12 protein-coding genes are annotated in these 20262 nt (G+C 71.2%); 7 read left to right on the forward strand and 5 right to left on the reverse strand.

What is annotated here, in order from left to right:
- Window positions 1-106: 106 nt before the first annotated feature.
- On the reverse strand, window positions 107-829 hold the full coding sequence (locus ACH4XV_RS42895; protein WP_395799062.1) for a TetR/AcrR family transcriptional regulator: 723 nt from the start codon (window positions 827-829) through the stop codon (window positions 107-109).
- 166 nt (window positions 830-995) lie between these two features.
- Between ACH4XV_RS42895 and ACH4XV_RS42900 the strand changes: the two genes are divergently transcribed.
- On the forward strand, window positions 996-2513 hold the full coding sequence (locus ACH4XV_RS42900) for an MFS transporter (protein WP_395799064.1): 1518 nt from the start codon (window positions 996-998) through the stop codon (window positions 2511-2513).
- A gap of 86 nt (window positions 2514-2599) precedes the next feature.
- Here the strand turns inward: ACH4XV_RS42900 and ACH4XV_RS42905 are convergent, their stop codons facing one another.
- The 3 genes from ACH4XV_RS42905 to ACH4XV_RS42915 form a co-directional block, all read right to left on the reverse strand.
- The gene (locus ACH4XV_RS42905) at window positions 2600-3175 is read right to left on the reverse strand and encodes a DUF4383 domain-containing protein (RefSeq protein WP_395799066.1); all 576 of its coding nucleotides are present in this window, start codon (window positions 3173-3175) and stop codon (window positions 2600-2602) included.
- Window positions 3176-3299: 124 nt separating this feature from the next.
- Window positions 3300-3773 (reverse strand): Rieske (2Fe-2S) protein, encoded by a 474-nt coding sequence (locus ACH4XV_RS42910; RefSeq protein ID WP_395799068.1) that lies wholly within the window; start codon window positions 3771-3773, stop codon window positions 3300-3302.
- Window positions 3706-5217 carry an ATP-binding protein gene (locus ACH4XV_RS42915; RefSeq protein ID WP_395799070.1) on the reverse strand — a complete coding sequence of 504 codons (1512 nt, stop codon included), beginning with the start codon at window positions 5215-5217 and terminating at the stop codon, window positions 3706-3708. The genes ACH4XV_RS42910 and ACH4XV_RS42915 overlap by 68 nt, the downstream gene beginning before the upstream one ends.
- A gap of 520 nt (window positions 5218-5737) precedes the next feature.
- Here ACH4XV_RS42915 and ACH4XV_RS42920 point away from each other — a divergent pair.
- The 5 genes from ACH4XV_RS42920 to ACH4XV_RS42940 all read left to right on the forward strand — a co-directional run bounded on the left by ACH4XV_RS42920 (window position 5738) and on the right by ACH4XV_RS42940 (window position 11669).
- Complete coding sequence (locus tag ACH4XV_RS42920; RefSeq protein ID WP_395799072.1) at window positions 5738-6646, forward strand: trypsin-like serine peptidase; 909 nt, start codon at window positions 5738-5740, stop codon at window positions 6644-6646.
- A gap of 420 nt (window positions 6647-7066) precedes the next feature.
- Window positions 7067-7861 (forward strand): 4'-phosphopantetheinyl transferase family protein, encoded by a 795-nt coding sequence (locus ACH4XV_RS42925; protein WP_395799074.1) that lies wholly within the window; start codon window positions 7067-7069, stop codon window positions 7859-7861.
- A 161-nt stretch (window positions 7862-8022) separates the two neighbouring features.
- Window positions 8023-10218: an MMPL family transporter gene (locus ACH4XV_RS42930; RefSeq protein WP_395799076.1), complete on the forward strand. Its 2196-nt coding sequence runs from the start codon at window positions 8023-8025 to the stop codon at window positions 10216-10218.
- Window positions 10219-10484: 266 nt separating this feature from the next.
- Complete coding sequence (locus ACH4XV_RS42935; protein WP_078975919.1) at window positions 10485-10775, forward strand: helix-turn-helix transcriptional regulator; 291 nt, start codon at window positions 10485-10487, stop codon at window positions 10773-10775.
- 135 nt (window positions 10776-10910) lie between these two features.
- The gene (locus tag ACH4XV_RS42940; protein ID WP_395799078.1) at window positions 10911-11669 is read left to right on the forward strand and encodes a BTAD domain-containing putative transcriptional regulator; all 759 of its coding nucleotides are present in this window, start codon (window positions 10911-10913) and stop codon (window positions 11667-11669) included.
- 91 nt (window positions 11670-11760) lie between these two features.
- Here the strand turns inward: ACH4XV_RS42940 and ACH4XV_RS42945 are convergent, their stop codons facing one another.
- On the reverse strand, window positions 11761-18987 hold the full coding sequence (locus ACH4XV_RS42945; RefSeq protein ID WP_395799080.1) for an amino acid adenylation domain-containing protein: 7227 nt from the start codon (window positions 18985-18987) through the stop codon (window positions 11761-11763).
- A 221-nt stretch (window positions 18988-19208) separates the two neighbouring features.
- On the opposite strand from ACH4XV_RS42945, the gene sbnA reads away from it, so the two are divergent.
- A complete protein-coding gene (gene sbnA / locus ACH4XV_RS42950) occupies window positions 19209-20243 on the forward strand; it encodes a 2,3-diaminopropionate biosynthesis protein SbnA (RefSeq protein ID WP_395799082.1) in 1035 nt (344 codons plus the stop codon).
- The last annotated feature ends 19 nt before the right edge of the window (window positions 20244-20262 follow it).

Genomic DNA, 20262 nt, shown 5'->3' on the forward strand with positions numbered 1-20262 from the left:
GCAGCCTCCCGAGAACGTCGGACCGTGCCGTGGTCCCTGTTCCCCATGCTGCTCCACACCTACCGACGGGGAGCCGGCGCGACGGGGTGTCGACGCCGGGTCCGGGTCAGGACTCCCGTTCGGAGTACGCGATCAGGCCGAGCAGCAGTACGTCGATCCCGAACGCGAAGCGCTCGTCGCCGTCGCCGCTGGTCAACTCGGCGCCCAGCGAGGCGAGCGTGGGGAAGCGGGACGCGGGCAGGGACAGGAAGTACTCCTGGATCCGCGCGTAGTAGGCGCCGCGCTCGGCGTCGGTCGAGCCGTGCCCGGCCTCCGGTCCGCCCAGTTCGAGGCCGGACATCACGGTGTACATGGACAACACGTCGGCGGCGAACGCGCAGACCCGCTTGGACAGTCCGCCCGCGCGCAGGATGGCCAGCAGCCGCTCCGACGACTGGAGCGAGTTGGGACCGATCGGCACCGAGCCGATCGTGGCCCGGCCCAGGTCGCGGTGTGCCGCGTAGACGTCGCGGATCGCGAACATCGTCTCGCGCAACTGCTCGCGCCAGCGCTCGGGATCGGCGACCGGGACGTGCACCTCACCGTTGACCCGGTCCACCACGAGTTCGACGAGTTCCTCCTTGTTGGCGACATAGGCGTACAGCGACGCCGCCCCCGTCTCGAAGCGCTGGGCCACCCGGCGCATGCTCAGCGCGTCCATGCCCTCCGCGTCGATGATCTCCAGCGCGGCGGTGACGATCGCCTCCTGCGACAGCGCCGGTTTGCGCGGCCCCCGAGCCTTGGGCGTCGTGCGCCACGGCGGCAGGGGTACTTCGGGAGCCTCGGACACGGCGCCACCTCCTCGACCAATCCCACGAATCCTGCGACTTTACGAACACTGTACTTGACTCGAACAGTGTTCGCACCTAAAACAGTGTTCGAGATGGGAACGCTGTTCGGAGCACGAACAGTGTTCGAAAACCGGAGTGGAACCAGAAGGGGAGACGGGGGAGACGATGGACACCGACGTCACCAACGCCGCGCCGGCCGCGGCCGAGACGGGAAAACGCACGCCCTACCGATTGCGCTGGATCGGCCTCGCGGTGGTCATGGGCGCCGACATCATGGACCTGCTCGACGCGACGATCGTCAACGTCGCCGGTCCCGGCATCCGGAACGCGCTCGGCGGCAATTCCACCCACCTCCAGTGGTTCTCCGCCGCGTACACGCTCGCGTTCGCGATGTTCCTGATCACCGGCGCCCGTCTGGGCGACATCCTGGGCCGGCGGCGGATGTTCCTGATGGGGGTGACCGCGTTCACCGTCACCTCCGCGCTGTGCGGGCTGGCCCAGTCGCCGGAGATGCTGATCGGGGCCCGCGGCCTGCAGGGGTTCGCCGCGGCGATGATGGTGCCGCAGGCGCTCGGTCTGATCCGGGACATGTTCCACGAGAGCGAGGTCGGCGCCGCGTTCGCGGTGTTCGGCCCCTCGATGGGGCTGGCCGCGGTGCTCGGCCCGATCCTGGGCGGCGTGGTCATGGACGCCGACGTGTTCGGCCTCGGCTGGCGCGCGGTGTTCATGGTGAACGTGCCGCTGGGCCTGTTCGCCCTGGTCGCCGGCGCCCGCGTGGTGCCCCGGCCCGAGCCGAGTACGACCGCCCGCCGCCCCGGTCTCGACCTCGTCGGCGTCGTGCTGGTCACCGCGGCGATGATGCTGCTCGTCTACCCGCTCGTCCAGGGTCGTGAAGAGGGCTGGCCCGCCTGGACGTTCGGCTGCCTGGCGGCCTCGCTGCCGGTGCTCGGGCTGTTCGCCTGGTACGAGGTGCGCACCACCCGCGCGGGTCGCGACGCGCTGGTCGAGGTCAGCCTGTTCGCCAATCGTGCGTTCACCGGCGCCCTGGCGGTCGGCCTGATGATGTTCGCCTCGATGATCGGCCTGATGCTCGTGCTCGGCGTCTACCTCCAGATCGGCCTGGACTGGTCCGCGACGCACGCGGCGCTCGCGCTGATCCCGTGGTCGCTGGGCTCGACCGTCGGCGCGGGTCTGGCGGGGGCCGTGCTCGCCGCGAAGTACGGCCGTCGGGTGCTGCACGCGGGCCTGGTGGTCGGCCTGCTCGGGGTACTCGGGACCGCGGCCACCATCACGATGCACGACGGCCCGGTGAACACCTGGATCCTGCTGCCGGCGACCGCCGTCGCGGGCTTCGGGTTCGGGTTGCTGATGGCGCCGTTCTTCGGGATCGCGCTGGCCGGGGTGGCCGATCACGAGGTCGGTTCGGCCTCCGGGGTGCTCAACGCGGTCCAGCAGCTCGCGGGGGCGCTGGGGGTGGCGCTGTTCGGAACGCTGTTCTTCACCCACGTGGAGGACAACGCGCCCGCCGCGCACAGCCTGGACGCGGTGCGCGGGGTGTTCGACGACGCGTTCACGGTCGGCGCCCTCGGCAGCGCCGCCGCCCTGGCCGTGGCGTGGGGCCTGGCATTCCTGATGCCGCGCTTCGAGCGACCGCCCGGTGCGGAGGGCGTGGCCGGGCACTGAGCGTGCGGGGGCGAGCACGCGGGAAGGCGCCGCAACGGGATGGTCTCCGTTGCGGCGCCTTCGCTTACGGTGATCGCCCGCCGGGCTCAGCGGCTGCCGGCGATGCCCGCTCGGGACGAACTCGTCCCCAGCGCCGACGCGCCGTCGCGGGCCAGGACCGAGGCCCGGCTGCGGAAGGCGTCCTCGCGGGCCGCCTGGTCCGGGTGGCGCGAGCGCCAGTACGGGTTGTCGTGCGGCAGATGGCCGCTGACCCGCCCGTACAGGCCGAACGTCATCACCAGCAGACCGACCACGAAGCTGAAGATGATGTTCGGCATCTTGAAGGACAGGTAGTTGATGTCGGGGGTACCGATCAGACCCAGGTTCACGAAGCCGCTGATCACGAACAGCGCGCCGACCACGATGTTCACCGTCGAGGCGGTGTTGCCGCCGATGATCGCGCCGATGATCAGGATCGCGCCGACCACGACCGAGATCAGGCTGAGCGCGCCGTTGGTCGACATGCCCGCGACTTCGCGTCCGGTGGTGGAGAAGAAGCCGACGTTGTGCGTGAAGCCCAGGATGCCGAACACGATCAGCGCGAGGCCCATGAAGCCGCCGCCGTACCGGTAGACCTGCCCGAGTCGATGGTCGACCGGCAGCGCCTCGTCCAAGCCCGTCATGGCCGCCTCCCAACATCCGATGTGCGTGAAAACTCCTCTTTGATCCTTTTCCCGGATTTGCCGGGAAGTACCGATTCGAGATCGTCGACAGGGCACGCGCACGGGCTGGGGCGGGGTCGGTCGGTTACGCGGGTTTGAGGACGACCTGACCGTTCGTGACCACGATCGACTTGGCCGCGAGCGGGCGCGGGGCGGGGCCGCCGAGTACGGCGCCGGTGTTCGCGTCGAAGCTGCTGCCGTGGCAGGGGCAGTGGATCTGCCCGCCGGAGACGCTGCCGACCAGGCACTGCTGGTGGGTGCACACGGCGGTGAACGCCTTGAAGTCGCCGGCGGCGGGCTGGGTGACCACCACCTTGGCGTCGTCGTAGACCTTGCCGCCGCCGACCGGTACCTCGCCGACCGGGCCCAGCACCTTGTCGGCGGCCGGGGCCTTGTCCTTGCCGTCGTCGCCGCTGCCGCAGGCCACCAGCGTGACGCCGCCGGCCGCGACGAGGGCGCCGCAGAGCAGGATCCGTCGAGTGGGTTCGGCGCTACTCGTCGACGGGGTGCCCGTCGGGTCGACGGTCGTCGGGTCGGTGCTCGGGTCCGTCGCTCGCATGGGCTGCCTCCGTCGTGGTTCCCGGCGCCGGTCGTTCACGCGGCGCCGACGCAACGGAAACGTACGCGAGGGGTTCGTGGTTCGACGGATCGGTGAAGCGAACGGGTTCAATCGGCTCGGGTTGTCCGTACTCCGGCTCCGCGTTGTCCGGCTCGGTGCCCTCCGGCGCCGGGTTTTCCGGTTCCGTGCCCTCGGGCGCCGCGTCCTTTGGCTCCGTGTGTTCCGGTGCCGCGTCCTTCGGCTCCGCGTCCTCCGCGGAGTGTTCCGGCAGCGTGAACACGATCCGCGTGCCCGCCGTGTACTCGGTGTCCACCGCGATCCGGCCGCCGTGTTGTTCGACGATGCGCTTGGCCATCGCCAGGCCGATCCCGCTGCCCGTGTACGTCTCGCGCGGGTGCAGTCGGCGGAAGGCCGCGAACACCCGTTCCGCCGACTCTGCCGGGATGCCGATCCCGTTGTCGGTGACGGTGATCCGCCATCCCTCCGCGGTCGGTTCGGCGTCGACCCGTACCAGCGGGCGCTCGTACGGGCGGGCGAACTTGACCGCGTTGCCGAGCAGATGCCGGATCAGGGTGGCCAGCAACACCGGGTCGGCGTCCACCACCGGCAGTTCGGCGTGCGCCAACTCGGCGCCGGTGTCCTCGACCCGATCCGCCATGTCCAGCCACGTCTGCCGGACCACCTCGTCCAGGTCCACCGCGACGCTCTCCGCGCGTGAGCGGCCCACCTCGGTCAGGGTGACCATCTCGTCGATCAGCACCTGGAGTCGGCGCGCGTTGTCGATGGTGAAGTCGATGTACTGCCGGCCGCGCCGGTCCAACACGTCCTCGTAGCGCTCCTGGAGCATGCGGCCGAAGGACACGATCCGCCGCAGCGGATCCTGCATGTCGTGTGTCGCGGCGTGGGCGAACTGGTCGAGGTCGGCCTGGGCGAGTCGGGCCCGCCGGTCCTGTTCGTCGAGCCGGGCGCGCAGTTCGTCCCGCTCGCGCGCCGACTCCCGGGCCCGCTCGCGCTCGGCGGCCAATTCCCGGTCCCGCTCGGCGACCACGGCGGTCAGCGCGGCGACGTGCTCGCGTTCCCGGCGGGCCCGGTCCTCCCCGGCGCGGGCCCGGGTGCGCAGGCTCGCCATCACACCGGCGATTGCGCCGAACTCGCGGCTGTCGTAGCGCGCGGCCCGGCTCGGCGGCTCGCTCGGATCGGCCAGCCGGGTCAGCGGCCGCTCCACCGTGCGCCGCAACGCGGCCTCGATCAGCACGGTCAGCCCGACCACGAGCAGCAGGTCACCGCCGAGCACCAGGAGCAGCCCCCGCGAGCGCGCGTCGCCGTCCAGGGTCAGCCCGACCACCAGCGCCACGACCGTGGCCGCCATCACCGCCGCGCACGGCGCCCAGACCAGCCGCAGCCGGGCGCGGACCGTCCACCACGAGTCGTCGGAACCCGCCATCGGTACCCCGCCCTCTCCGGCCCGCCGTCGCCCCGCCGACACCCCGCCGACAACCCCTGCGGAACAAGGAAAGTGTGGCAGCGCCGGCCCCCTCGGCACGAGGGCATGATCGGGCCGCCCGTTGCCGATGGCCACCGGCCCGAGCCCCGGAGGTTCCTTAAGCCAGTCATAAATCACCCATACCGGGGTGCCGTCGGCGACGGGCCCCGGGATACGGTCGCAGGGCCGGTCGGGCGGTTTGGAGAGACGGCGTCGAGCCGGCGTGCGATAACGGGGGTTTCCTGCGACCGTCGCCCCCCTCCCACCTGTTGGGGCGACGGTCGCAAGAACACTTCGTCACGAGCGTGTGACCGTGCGACCGGCGGTCTGATTCGTCCTCACCCGGGTAGCGATCCACCCGGTAGCGTCCGAGGGCCGAGGCCGAATTTACGCCGAGATTGGTGATCGAGTGTCGCGACGAACCGCGGATTCCGAAGCGACCCGAGGAAGGCGCCGACTGCTGGTCGGTACCGCCTTCTGTGTGGCCGCCGTGCTGGTGGTGGCGGGTCTGGCCTCGATGGGCCGGATCTCTGGGCATCCAAGGTCGCGGGCGGGCGGCGACGCGGCCCGGGGCTATCACCTGCCGGATCCGGCCGAGGGCGATCGCATCGCGGCGAGCCTGCTGGGCGGGGCGCCCGCGACCTCGTCGGGGACACCCGTGCCGACGATCAGCTCGGAGGCGGTCGAGCCGCTGCCGGTGTCCGAGCCGCTGCGGGCCGGCGCCATCGCGCCGACGCCGGCGATCGGCGCGCTTTTGCACGTGGGCGACGGCGCGGAGCCGGAGCACTTCTGCACGGCGACGGTGGTGCACTCGCCGAACCGGAACCTGGTGATCACCGCCGCGCACTGCGTCTACGGCGAGGCGTTCGCGTCCGACATCGCCTTCGCCCCCGGCTATCACGACGGGTTCATGCCGTACGGGGTGTGGGTCCCGTCCCGGATCGACGTGGACCCGCGCTGGATCTCGGACCGGGATCCGGCCTACGACGTCGCGTTCCTCCAGGTGCGGCGCCCCGGCACCGGGGACCGGATCGAGGAGGTCACCGGCGCCGAACAGGTTTCCTTCGACTCCCCGGTCGACCGCGCCGCCCGACTGATCGGCTACCCGGACGACGAGGAGCAGCCGATCGGCTGCCAGAACACCACCACGGCCCTGTCCGACACCCAGGTGCGCTTCGACTGCGCGGATTTCCCCGACGGCACCAGCGGTGGCCCGATGCTCACCGACATCGACCCCGCGAACGGCCGGGGCACGGTGATCGGCGTCATCGGCGGCTACCAGGAAGGCGGCGACGACCTCACCTCCTACAGCAGCCGCTTCGGCCCCGACATCGCCGCCCTCTACAACCGAGCCGGCACGGCGGACCCCACGCAGACCCCGACGACCTGACGGCGACGGAGAGGCCGCCGCGCCGGGCGAAATCGGGTGCCGATACCGCCGAATGTCGGCGGGTGTCGGAACGACCGCGCGCGCCGTGTACGCGCCGTGCGCGCAATTGCGCGCGCCTGTGCGGATGTTTAGACGACGCGCCTCGGGGCCTCTCGGGGCGCGCTCTCTCGGGAAAGCGGCGACACCCCGGGACTGAAGTCAGTCCACCGTCAGTTGGGCGTCAGCGCTCTCCGCCAATGTGGTTGGCATGACGTCGCTCTCGGCGGTTTCCGGCTGTCTTCCCGACACTATGTCGATTTCCTTTTTCCGGAAGGGACTTCAGCCGACGGTTGTCCGGCCGAGGCGGTACCGGCGCATCGTCTCGCACCACGCCCGCGCCTTCGGGCCACCGGCCGTGGACATGCCACGATCGCCCTCCCGGTGAGCGCGGACCGCGGCGACATCGGCCGCACGCTCGGCCGGCCGGGTGTCGAGGACGAGAACGGTCGGGAGCGGGTGGAGGTCTGGCGGATATCGCTCGGCGACGAGGACGACCCGGAGCACTGTCCGGCTTCCCTCGAAGGTCTCCTCGAAGATCTCCTCGACGAGGACGAGAAGGCCCGCGCCGAGCGCGGCCTCGTGCCGGGAATGCGGCGCCGTTTCGTGATCGCGCACGCCGCGACCCGGATCGTCGTCGGCGCGCGTCTGGGCCGCCCGCCGGCTGCCCTGCGCTTCGCCCGCGGCCGGTGGGGAAAGCCGGTCGTCGAGGGGGCGGGCCTGCACTTCAGCCTGTCGCACTCGGGCGACATCGCCCTGCTCGCCCTGGCCTCGCGACCGGTCGGGGTGGACGTGGAACTGGCTCGCCCGAACCTGGACACCGAGCGGTTGGCTCGACGCTTCTTCGGTGACGAGGAGCGGGAGTCGGTGGCGCGCGACGGGATCGGCGCCTTCACCCGGCTGTGGACGAGGAAGGAGGCGTGTGTGAAGGCGGTGGGCGGCAGGCTCACCGAGGGCATGGCGATTCCCGTCGCCCACACCGCGCGGCAGGCCACGGTGTACTCGCGCTCGGGTCCGTTCGCGGGACCGTGGAGAGTTGCCGACCTGTTGCTTCCCGAAGGATATGCGGGGTCCGTCGCGCTGCTCGGTGACGGGCCCTTTTACGTTTCACCGAGGATGTGGTACCCAATGTCGCCGACGGAAACCGAGGGCATGCGACAGAGGCCGGGTGTCAAGTAGAAGAAACTCCCCTCAAAAAGGCGTAATCGTACCCGTGGTCGCGTGCCGGAGCGTCGCTAGATTTAAGGGCGCGAGAGCACGATGGTAAAGCACCGGCCGGATTCTTGAGCCAGGACCGTGTTTTGGTGCCGGGTATTCCTTTCGAGGAGGGGGAGGTAATCGTGGAAGGCAGGAACGTGATCACCAAGGCCGCGCGGTGGAGCGCTGTCCACCCCTGGTGGGCACTCGCGCTCTGGCTCGGGGTCGTCCTCGGGGCCCTGGCGGTCGGCGCCGCCACGGGTACCCGGCAGGCCACCAGCTCGGATCTGTCCATAGGTCAGTCCGGCCGGGCGGCCGTCATCGCCAAGAGCGGCGGTCTGCAGGTTCGCGCGGTGGAGAACATCCTGGTCACGCCGTACGTCGGCAAGCTCGATGTGGCCAAGGCCCGGGCCGCGGCCGACGAGACGGTGTCCGGCCTGAAGGGCGACAAGGGCATCGCCTCGATCGGCGAGCCGATCCTCGCCTCGGACGGCTCGGCCCTGCTGGTCCCGGTGACGCTCAACGGAGACCCCGAGACCGCCGACAGCCGGGTGCGACCGCTGCTCGACAGCGTGCAGAGGACCCAGGAGGCGCACTCCGACGTACATGTGGAGCTGGTCGGCGAGGGTTCCATCCGGGCCGGGCTCAACGACCTGCTGGACGACGGCCGCCGCAGGGCGACCGTGCTGAGCCTGCCGGTGACGTTACTCGTCATGGTCTTCGTCTTCGGCGCGATGGTCGCCGCGAGCGTCCCCGTCGTCCTGGGCCTGTCCTCGGTGCTGACCGGACTCGGCCTGTGGGGAGCGGCCTCCCAACTCGTGCCGGATCCGGGCCCGGTGACCCACATCATCGTCCTGGTGGGCATGGCCATCGGCGTCGACTACTCGCTCTTCTATCTCAAGCGCCAGCGCGAGGAACGCGCGCTCGGCGCCAACGAGGTCGACGCCATCGAGGTTGCCGCGGCCACGTCCGGCCACGCCGTGCTGGTCTCCGGCCTGGTGGTGATGGTCTCCATGTGCGCGCTCTACTTCGCCGGGCACATCGCCTTCCAGGCGATGGCCACGGGCGCGATTTTGGTCGTCGCCATCGCGATGGGCGCCTCGCTGACCGTCCTGCCGGCCATGCTGTCCAAGTTCGGGCGTTATCTGGACAAGCCGCGCGTCCCCCTGGTGTGGCGGCTCACGCAGAAGGGCGGCGTCAAGCCTCGCCTGTGGTCGGCGATGCTCAAGCCGTCTTTGCGCCACCCGGTTCTCGCGCTCGTGCTCTCCGTCGGCGTGCTCCTCGTCCTCGCGTTGCCCGCCCTCGGTCTGCGGCTCAAGGCCACCGGCATCGACGACCTGCCCAAGTCGATCCCCGCGATGCAGGCCAACGAGCGTCTGACGAAGTCGTTCCCCAGCCCGGCCGACACGCACATGATCGCCGTGAAGGTCTCCGCCGACCGGGCCGCGGACCTGCGCACGGCGGTGGCCGCGCTGGTCGACCGCACGCGGCACGACGACCTCTTCGTACAGATCCCGCAGCCCCTGGTGCGTACGTCGGCGGACGGCACGGTCAGCACCATTTCCGTCGGCACCCGCTTCAAGAGCAGCTCCGGCAAGGCACGCGAGTCGCTGACGAAGCTGCGCGAGGACATCGCCCCGAACACCCTCGGCGGTGTCGAGGGTGCGGAGTTCGCGGTCGGCGGCAGCGATGTGGCGTACGACGTGGATTACCGGGCGAACGTCGTCGCCAAGATGCCCTGGGTACTCGGGGCGGCGCTGGCCATGACCTTCCTGGTCATGGCCGTCGCCTTCCGATCCCTGGTGCTCGCGCTGATCACGGTGGTCCTCAACGTCCTGTCCGCTGTGGCATCTTTCGGTCTGCTTGCGCTGATCTTCCAGCGGACCTGGGCGGAAGGCATGCTGCGCTTCCAGTCCACAGGTCGGGTGGTGGCATGGCTGCCACTGATGCTCTTCGTGATCCTGCTCGGCCTGTCGATGGATTACCACGTCTTCGTCGTCAGCCGGATCAGAGAGGCCGCGCGCGGCGGGCTCGGCATTCGGGACGCCGTCGAACAGGGCATCACGCGGACGGCGGGCGTCGTGACGGGCGCCGCGATGGTGATGGTCTCCGTGTTCGCCCTGCTCGCGTCGCTGAACTTCATCGAGTTCAAGCAGTTGGGCGTGGGTATGGCGGGTGCGGTGCTGCTCGACGCCACGCTCATCCGAATCGTCGCCCTGCCGGCCGTGGTCATGCTGGTCGGTTGGAAAACCTGGTGGCCCTCGCGGCTCGCGTATCAGCACAGCCCCCGGGGGCCGCGGATGCCGGCCGTGGTCGCGGAGGGGACGTCGGCTCCCTGACCGCTCTTCGCGCACCGGGCTCCGGGTGGTCGGTGGATGGGCTTCGGCCCGCCCCCGGCCACCTTTTTCGTGCGTTCGCGCGCGGAAAATTCGCCGGCCCACGTTGAACCGCCGAGCCGGGGGTTCCGTAAACCGTGTGGGGATTCCGACGGGAAACATAGAATCGCATGCGTGTTCGGCGGCGCATGATCAACTGCCTCGTGGCGGAGGTCTGCGCCTTCCGACGTGCGCACAACCGGGAAGCGGGGCGATCACGGGGGTGACTCATGCACAGCGACAGCGGCCCTGCTTCGGTGCGCTGGCAGACCGAACTTGCCCGAGTCGGGGCGCTCTCCGGGCGCGAGAAACAGGTTTTCGCGCTCCTCGGGGCGGGGCATTCCAACCGCGGCATTGCCACCCGACTGGACGTCACGGAACGAACCGTAAAGGCTCATGTGGCAAACATCCTGGTCAAGCTGCAAGTGGAATCCCGCCTTCAGGCGGGCCTGGTTGCGCAAGTCTACGAAAGCATGTACGAAGGTACAGTATCGGAGCCGTCTAGCGTATCCGATAATTGACCATCGTGAATACCACCTGGATTCTTACCCTCCTTCGGGTCGCCCGGAACGAGTCGACCGTTGTTCCATGTGGCAGGCCCGGCGTTGCAAGCGAACAACTTGTGACTGGAATTCAACGGTAGACGGGGGATTTTGGTGTACATCTCCATATTGGGTCCGCTGCTGTTAGGGGACGGTCAGAAAACCGTCGGTATACGCGCGAAGAAGAACCGGGTGATGCTCACCATGCTGGCGCTCAACATCGGTCAGGTGGTCACCTTCGACGAGCTGATCGACGAGCTGTGGGGCGAGGCGCCGCTCAAGAACACGCGCAACGCGTTACAGGCGAACGTCAAGCGGGTGCGCAGGTCACTGGCCGAGTTAGGGCTCGGCGGGCCCGGTCACGAGCTGATTCGTACGGTGGACAACGGCTACACGCTGAACATCCCCGCCGACGCCGTGGACGCGTACCGCTTTCTGCAAACGGCGGGCAAGGGCGCGAGCCTGGTCGTCAACCGGCCGCACGAAGCCATGGATCTGCTGCGCGAGGCGCTCGGCATGTGGCGCGGGCCGGCCCTGCTCGACACGAGTGACGGCCCCTGGTGCCGGGCCGTGGCGCTGCGTCTCGACGAACAGCGCAAGACCGCGCGCGAAGACCTCATCGCGGCCCAGCTCCAGCTCGGCGAGGCGGGGACGGTTGTCGCCGAACTCAAGCAGTTGCTCGCGCAGTACCCCGAACGCGAGCGGTTCAGCGAGCAGTTGATGATCGCCCTGTACCGCTGCGGACGGCAGTCCGAGGCCGTCGACGTCTTCCACCGCACGCGCAAGTGGCTCGACCAGGAGTTGGGGCTCAAGCCGAACAGTCGCCTTCACCACCTTTACCAGGCGATCCTGATGCAGGATCCCTCGTTGTGAGCGCCGAGACGGCGACTCGTCACTGATACCGGCAGCTCCCCGCGGAGCTGCCGTCGTGCGTTCAGGCCCGGTCAGGCCCGGTCAGGCCCGGTCAGGCCCGGTTCAGGGCCGCGTCGGTGACCGCGCCGATCCGCCGGGCGGCCTCTGGGGAGAGCATCCGCTCGTGATCGCAAGGCACTTCGTGCACCGTGAGTGGTCCGTCCAGGTGCGGGTGCCAGCGAGCCACGAGTTCGGCGACCGGAGTCTCCCGCTGCTCGCCGGTGGCGACGAACAGGGTCAGCGCTCCGGTGAAGCGGCCCGGCGTGAACACCCTTGCCAGATCGATGTGCCGGCGCATGATCGTGGTCAGCCGGCGCAGCTCCTCCTCGGTGATCGCGGTTCCCGCGGCGTGGTGTTCGACGAAGGCGGCGCGGACCTCTTCGTCGGAGGGGTTCGGGTCGTGCGGGGACACGGGGTAGATGTCCAACGCCGCGAGGAAGGCGACGCGTTCACCCGCGGCCTGGAGCTGGACGGCCATCTCGTGCGCGACCAGACCGCCGAAGGACCAGCCCAGGAGGTGGTAGGGACCCCGCGGCTGCACCTGCCGGACGCGCGCCAGATATGTGGCCGCGAGCGCCGGTACGTCCCGGGGTTGCTCCCTCTCGTCCCCGTGCGGCGCGATGCCGTCGGACTGCAGCGCGTACACGGGTCGGGCCGCGTCGATGTGCGGGGCCAACTCCGCGTACGGCAGCCCGAAGCCGACGCCGCCGTGCACGCAGAAGAGGGGCTCCGCGGTGCCGGCCGGTCGGATGGGCAGGACGGGCGCGGTCATGGCGGACGGGAGTGTGGCGGGTGCCCGCGGGGTGGTGGGCCGGGCCGCCGCGGCGAGGGCCGCCACCGTCTTGTGGGTGAAGACATCGGCCAGCGAGAGGGTGAGCCCGGCCTTCGCGGCGCGGCTGACCACCTGCACGGAGCGCAGGCTGTCGCCGCCCAGCGCGAAGAAGTCCCCGTCGACGTCCACCTGTGCGAGGCCGAGGATCTCGCCGAAGACCCCGGCGACGACCTGCTCGGCTGCCGTGCCCGGTGCGCGCACCGGGACGGGGGCGGCGGCGCCGGTTCCGGCCGCCGCCAGGGCGCGGGTGTCGAGCTTGCCGTTCGCCGTCAACGGCAGCGCGGGCAACGTGACCAGGGATACGGGCACCATGTGCGCGGGCAGGGTCTCGGCTGCGAACGCGCGCAGCACCGGCACATCCACGGCCGCGACGCCGGGCACGGGCACGACGTATCCGATCAGTTGGGGTTCCCCGGTGGGCGTGGGCACGACGGCGACGGCGGCCTGGGTGATCACCGGATGGCGGACGAGGGTGGCCTCGATCTCCCCCAACTCGATGCGGAAGCCGCGCAGCTTGACCTGGTGGTCGGAGCGGCCGACGTAGTCCAGGGCGCCGTCGGGTCGCCACCGCACGAGGTCGCCGGTGCGGTACATGCGGGTGCCCGCCGGCCCGAACGGGTCCGCGACGAAACGCTCGGCGGTGGTGGCGGCGCGGCCCAGGTACCCGTGGGCGAGGCCGGCCCCGGCGAGGTACAGCTCGCCGGTGACGCCGATGGGCGACAGGGACAGGCCGGCATCCAGGACGTACACCCGGAAGTTGTCCAGGGGTCGCCCGATCGGCGGCCTGCCCTCCGGAGTCAGCGGGTCGCTCCAGGTGGCGCAGACCGAAGCCTCGGTCGGGCCATAGGCGTTGCGCAGTTCGACGTGCCGGCAGAAACGATTGCTTACGGCGGGCGGGCAGGCCTCGCCGCCGACCAGCAGAGTCATGTCCTCGGGCAACACCGCGGCGTCCGGGATGCCGGCGACGACGGTGGGCGGCAGGATCGTGTGGTTGACGCCGTGCTCCGCGATCAGGTCGGCGAGCAGTTCGCCGGACAGCCGGCTGTCGTCGGTGGCGAAGACGAGGGCGCCGCCGGAGAACAGCGAGGCACACAGCTCCCACACGGTGGCGTCGAAGCTGAACGAGGCGAACTGCAGGACCCGCGTGTCGGGTCCCGCGCCCAGGCCCGAACGCAGGTTGGCGGCCAGGTTCGCGGCCCCCGAGTGCGGCACGGCGACGCCCTTGGGGCGACCGGTCGAGCCGGAGGTGTAGATGACGTACGCGGTGTCCTGCGGGGTCAGTGCCCGGGTGCGGTCCCGGTCGGTGGGGGCGGTGCCGGGGCGCTCGGCCGACTCGGCCAGGACGGCGGGGGCATCCAGGACGAGCGGGACCGCGCCTCCGGGCAGGTCGGGGAGCCGGTCGGCGACCGCCGCGTCCGTCAACACCGCGGCCGGCGCCGCGTCCCGGAGCATGTACGCGATGCGCTCGGCGGGATACGCGGGGTCGACGGGCAGATAGGCCGCGCCCGTTTTGAGGACGGCGAGCAGCGCGACGACCATCCGCGCGGACCGGGGCAGGGCCAGCGCGACCACGTCCTCGGGGCCGATCCCGCGGGCCAGGAGGAGGTGGGCGAGCCGGTTCGCCCGGGTGTCGAGTTCCGCGTAGGTGAGCCGGACGGAGCCGGGGCCGGCGGGTACGCCGTCGGGGGTGATCAGCGCCGGGTGGTCCGGGGCCTGGGCCGCGTACGCCTCGAAGAGGGCCGGCAGCGTGACCGGGGGCCGCGGGACGAGGCGTCCGCTCCGGTCCGACAGGAGCGTGCGGCGCTCTTCGGCGGTGAGCAGGTCGAGGGCACTGAGGGGGGAGTGGGGGGCGCGCGCGGCGGAGCCGAGGAGGGTGGCGAGGGCCCGCGCGAGGCGATCCGCCGTCGCCTCGGTGAACAGGTCCTCGCGGTAGTGCAGGCGAAGGTCGAGGCCGTTCGGCGCGCCGTCCGCGGTGGTTTGCTCCAGCACGTGGAAGGAGAGGTCGAATTTCGCCGTCACCGTGCCGACCGGCTCGACCGCGGCCGAGATCCCCGACAGTCCGGGCAGCGGGTCCGCGTTGTCGAACGCCAGCATCACCTGGAAGAGCGGCTGCCGGGCCATCGAACGCACCGGGTTGAGCTCCTCGACAAGATGCTCGAAGGGCAGCTCGGCGTGCGCGTACGCGGTCAGATCGCTTTCGCGTACGCGCGAGAGCAGGGCGTCGAAGGTGGGATCACCCCCGGTGTCGGTGCGCAGTACGAGCGTGTTGACGAAGAAGCCGACGAGGTCGCGGAGCGCGTCGTCGCTGCGCCCCGCGACCGCGCTGCCCAGCGGGATGTCGGTGCCCGCGCCCAGCCGGGTGAGCAGGGCGGCGAGTCCGGCCTGGACCGCCATGAACAGGCTGGCGCCGCTGCGGTGCGCCAGCTCCGCGAGGCGCACGTGGACGTCGGCGGGCACCGTACACGCGACCTCCGCGCCGCGGTGACCGGCCCGCGCCGGGCGCGGGAAGTCGGTGGGCAGGTCCAGTTCCTCCGGGATGCCCGCCAACGCCTGGCGCCAGTGAGCCAGTTCGGAGGCGACCAGGCTGTCCGCGTCGGCCTTGGCACCGAGCAGCTCCCGTTGCCACAGGGCATAGTCGGCGTACTGCGCGGGCAGCGGCGCCCACAGCGGCGCGCCGCCCGCGAGCCGTGCCGCGTAGGCGTCGGCGAGATCGCGGGTGAGCGGGCCGAGCGACCAGCCGTCGGCCGCGATGTGATGCACCGTCAGCGCGAGCACATGGCAGTCGGGCCCGATAGTGAACAGCCGGACCCGCAGGGGCACTTGGGCGGACAGCTCGAAGGGGTGGACGGCCTCGGCGGCGAGCGCGTCGGCGAGCGCGGCTTCGGTGGCCGCGGTCGGGCCGGCCGGTGCCGAGCCCGGCAGGGTGACCTGTACCAGCCGCGCACCCGCCCGGTCCGCCTCGTCGGGGGAGAGGATCAACTGCGAGGGCAGCCCGTCGGCCTCGGCGAACACGGTGCGCAGGCTCTCGTGTCGGGCCACCACGTCGCGTACGGCGGCCGTCAGCGCCCCGGCGTCGAGCGGGCCGGTCAGGCGCACGGCCAGCGGGATGTTGTACGCGCCCGAAGGGCCGTCCATCTTGTCCAGGAACCACAGGCGCTCCTGGGCGTAGGACAGGAGCACCGACGACGGGCGACCCGGCACGGCGCGCAACACGGGGCGTCGATGACGGGACACCGTCGCGGAGCGCGCGTCGCCGGAGGCCGGCCCTGCGCCGGCCCCGGCGAGGGCCGGGGACAGCGTGCGGGCCAGCGCCTCGGCCGTGCGGGCGTCGAACAGGGAGCGCACCGGGACGTCCACGCCCAGGGCCGCGCGCAGCCGGTTGGTGACCGTGGTCGCGGACAGCGAGTGGCCGCCCAGGGCGAAGAAGTCGTCGTCGGCGCCGACACGTTCGAGCCCGAGCGCCTGCGCGAAGACCGCGCACAGCAGTTCCTCGTGCTCGCCCACGGGAGCTCGCCCGGTGCCCGCGCGCTCGTCGGGCGGCGCGGGCAGGGCCTTGCGGTCGGTCTTGCCGTTCGGGGTCAGCGGCAGCGCGTCCAGGGGAACGTACACGGCGGGGACCATGTGCATGGGCAGCACCGAAGCGACCCGCTCCCGCAGCCGGTCGGTATCGGTCCCCGCCGGTACGACATAGGCGACCAGGCGGGTGTGCCCCGCCCGGTCGGCGGCGGCCGTGACGGCGGCCTGGCGGATGCCGGGTTGCGCGGCGAGCACGGACTCGATCTCGCCGAGTTCGACGCGGTGGCCGCGGATCTTGACCTGGTGGTCGCTGCGCCCCGAGTACTCCAGAGCGCTGCCGGTGCCGTCCCAGCGGACCACGTCCCCGGTGCGGTACATGCGCGCGCCGCGCGGCCCGAACGGGTCGGCGACGAACCGCTCCGCGGTCAGGCCCGGCCGGTCGAGGTAGCCGCGGGCGAGCCCGGATCCGGCGATGTACAGCTCACCGAAGGTGCCGTCGGGCACCGGGCGCAGGGCGCCGTCGAGCACGTACACGCGCGTGTTGGCGAGGGGGCCGCCGATCGGCGGCGGGCCGGGCGCGGTCGGGGTGTCCGCCGTGAGGGGCGCGGCCGTCGACCAGATCGTCGTCTCCGTCGGGCCGTACACATTGGTCACGGACGCGCAGTGCGCGGTGAGCGTGCGCGCCAGCGGCTCGGGCAGCGCCTCGCCGCCCACCAGGGCCCGCAGGCCCGCCAACCGGGGGGCGTGGTCGGCGGCGAGGGACTCCCACAGGCTGGGGGTGGCCTGCATCAGGGTGGCGCCGAGGTCGGTGACGGCGGCGGCAAGGACGGCCGGGTCGCGCACGGTCTCGCGCGCGGCGACGAGCAGTTCGGCGCCGGCCGCGAGCGGTACGAACAACTCCAGGTTGGCGATGTCGAAGCCGAAGGTGGTGACCGCGAGGAACCGGTCCCGGGCGGTCACCGCGAAGCGCCCGACCATGTCGTGGACCAGGTTGGTCAGCGCGCCGTGCGGCACGACGACGCCCTTGGGTCGGCCGGTCGAGCCCGAGGTGTAGATCACGTACGCCGGATGGTCGGCGTGCGGGGCCGGAACAGGCCCCTCCCCGGGGACCACGGGCGCGGTGGGTACGGACCCCGGCTCGTCGAGGGCCCACCACTGCCCCGTGCTCGTCTCGTCGTCGCCCATGAGGAGTTCGCGCACCCGTCGGTCGGTGAGGGTGACCACGGGGGCGGCGTCCGCCAGCATGTAGCGCAGCCGGTCGGCGGGGTAGTCGGGGTCGAGCGGCAGGTAGGCCGCGCCGGACTTGAGCACGGCCAGGGCGGCCACGACAAGGGCGCAGGACCGGTCGAGCGCGATGGCCACCGTGCGCTCCGGGCCCGCGCCCGCCGCGCGCAGCGCACGAGCCAACTCGTCCGCTCTGGAAAGTAGTTCGTGATAGTCGAGCCGCTCGTCGCCGCAGCTGACGGCGGGTGCGTGCGGGGTGTGCTCGGCCCGGGCGTCGAGCAGCGGCGCCAGCCAGTGGCCGGGGAGCGGTACCCCGGTGTCGTTGCGCCCGTCGACGATGCGCGCCCGCTCCGCCCGGTCCAGGATGTCGAGTCGGCCGCAGGGCACGTCGGGCCGGGCGACGGCGGACTCCAGGAGCCGCGCGAAGCGCCGCCCGATCCGGTGGGCCTCGGCGCGTGTGACCACCCCGGGCCGATGATTGACCGCGAGGCCGAGCGGGGTGCCCGGAAAGACCGTGAGGGTGATCGGGTAGTGGGTGGCGGAGCGGATGTCGACGCCGGTCACCAGGGAGCTCGCGGCCGCGGTGTGCGGCATCGGCCCCATCGGATAGTTCTGGAACATCAGCGCCGTGTCGAAGAGTTCGCCGCGTACGGAGGTGAGCTGCTGCACCTCCGCCAAAGGCAGGTGCTCGTGCGGCAGAAGGTCGGCCTGGGTCCGCTGCACCGCGGCGAACAACTCGGCCGGGGTACGGGATGGGTCGACGTCGACGCGGACCGGCAGCGTGTTGGCGAACAGGCCCACCATGTGCTCGACATCGGGGATCTGGGCCGGCCTGCCCGACGTCACGGCGCCGAACAACACCGTGTCCTGGCCGGTCGACCTGGACAGGAGCAGCGCCCAGCAGCCCTGCACCACCGCGTTGACGGTCAGGCCGCGCGAGCGGGCGAACCGGACGAGGTCGGCGGAGACTTCGGGGGAGAGGTCGAGCGGTACCGACTCGGGCAGCGCGCTCCGGTCCTCGGCGTGGGCGTGGCCCACCGGGACGAGCCGGGTCGGCTCGGTGACACCGGCCAGCGCCCGCGCCCAGGCCCGCCGGGCGGCCGGCTTGTCCTGCGCGCCGAGCCAGGCCAGGTAGGCGTGGTAGGAGGCCGAGGCGGCCCCCGTCGGCGAGGGGTGGGCGGACCCCGACTTCGACTCCTCGACCAGCGCGCTCAGTTCGCCGATCAGCGAGACCATCGACCAGCCGTCCACCAGGATGTGGTGCACCGTCCACACCAGGCGGCAACGCCCGTCGTCCGCCCGGATCAGGGTGAACCGGTGCAGCGGCGGCCGGGCCAGGTCGAAGCGGCGCAGCCGGTCCTCCTCGGCCACCCGGTCGAACTCGGCCTCCACCGAGGCGGCCCGTCCGCTCCCGGCACCGACCTCCACCTCGCGCCACGGCAGCGACACCGACTTGGGGATCATCTGGATCGCCTCGCCGTTCTTGCGGTGCCGGAAGCATGCCCTCAAATTCGAGTGCCGCTCCAGCAGCGCGGTCGCCGCGGCGCGCAACGCGGCGGTGTCGGCGTCGGTCGTTTCCCGGAAATCGAGCACCAGCTGGATGGTGTAGACATCCGTTCCCTCGCGGTCGTACTCCGAAAGAAAGAGCAGTCCCTGTTGCAGCGGCGAGAGCGAGAGGACTTCGCTGATCGCGGACGGCCGATTCAAACCGGACTCCTCGCGGAAGAGCTGGACAGGCGGAATGACAAACATAGGCCGATCGCGCTGACACTCAAGTGACCGATAACTGACGAGCCACTGACGCATCTTGCGAGGTGGGCGGGGCGCTCGTGACGCCGCCCTCGTCAGCAGTCCGTCAGCACCTCGTCAGTGCACGGCGAGAGGCTGGCCGTCCAGGCTAATTGGTTGCCGAGGGCCAGGAGTCGCCAGTGCCGGTTATTTCCGCGTCGCATGAATTCGAGGTAAGCGACCTCTTCGTGAATTTACAGCCGCTCTTCGGGCGTCGTCTCTTTCTGAAGGTCGAGGGATTCAACTTCGCCGGATCCATCAAGCTGAAGGCGGCCCGTGAGATCGTCGCGCAGGCGGAGGCCGCGGGTGTGCTCGGCCCCGGCTCGACCCTGGTGGAGTCCTCGTCCGGGAACATGGGCGTCGCCCTGAGCGTGCTCGCCGCGAACCGGGGCTTCAGGTTCCTGTGCGTGACCGACTCCCGGTGCAACGAGGTGACCCGGCGCACGATGGAGTCCTTCGGCGCCGAGGTCCACGTCGTCACCGAGCCGCACGAGACCGAGGGTTTCCTCGGCGCGCGGATCCGGCACGTGAAGGCGCTGCTCGCCGCCGACGACAAGAAGGTCTGGCTCAACCAGTACCTGAGCCCGGGCAACTGGATGGCCCACTACCGGACCACCGCGCCGGCCATCGCCCGCCAGTTCCCCGACCTGAACGTGCTGTTCATCGGCGCCGGCACCACCGGCACCCTGATGGGCTGCGCGCGCTACTTCCGGGAGCGGCGCCCGTCGGTGCGCGTGATCGCCGTCGACAGCGTCGGCTCCGTCACCTTCGGGCGCCCCGCGGCCACCCGGCACATCCCGGGCCTGGGCACCAGCGTGCGCCCGCCGCTCCTGGACGAGTCGCTGGTGGACGCCGCGATCCATGTCGAGGAGGCGGACACCGTCCGTACCTGCCGTGAGTTGATGCGCCACGGGTTCCTCTTCGGCGGCTCCACCGGAACCGCCGTCAGCGGAGCGCTCCACTGGCTCGACGAGCACTACGGCAACGGCACCGGCGCACCCGACCAGGTGACCGCCGTGACCATTTCGCCCGACCTGGGCGAGCGCTATATGGAGACCGTCTACCGCGACGATTGGGTGCGCGATTCGATCGGCCCGGAAGGTCTCACGGCAGGCGTCGAATACGCGGACATCGGGTCCGCATTCACCGCCGGACTCGAAACGATTTCCGGCTGACCGCGGACCGGGCGGTACC

This window comes from Embleya sp. NPDC020630 (assembly GCF_044334985.1).
In the GTDB taxonomy this organism is placed as follows: domain Bacteria; phylum Actinomycetota; class Actinomycetes; order Streptomycetales; family Streptomycetaceae; genus Embleya.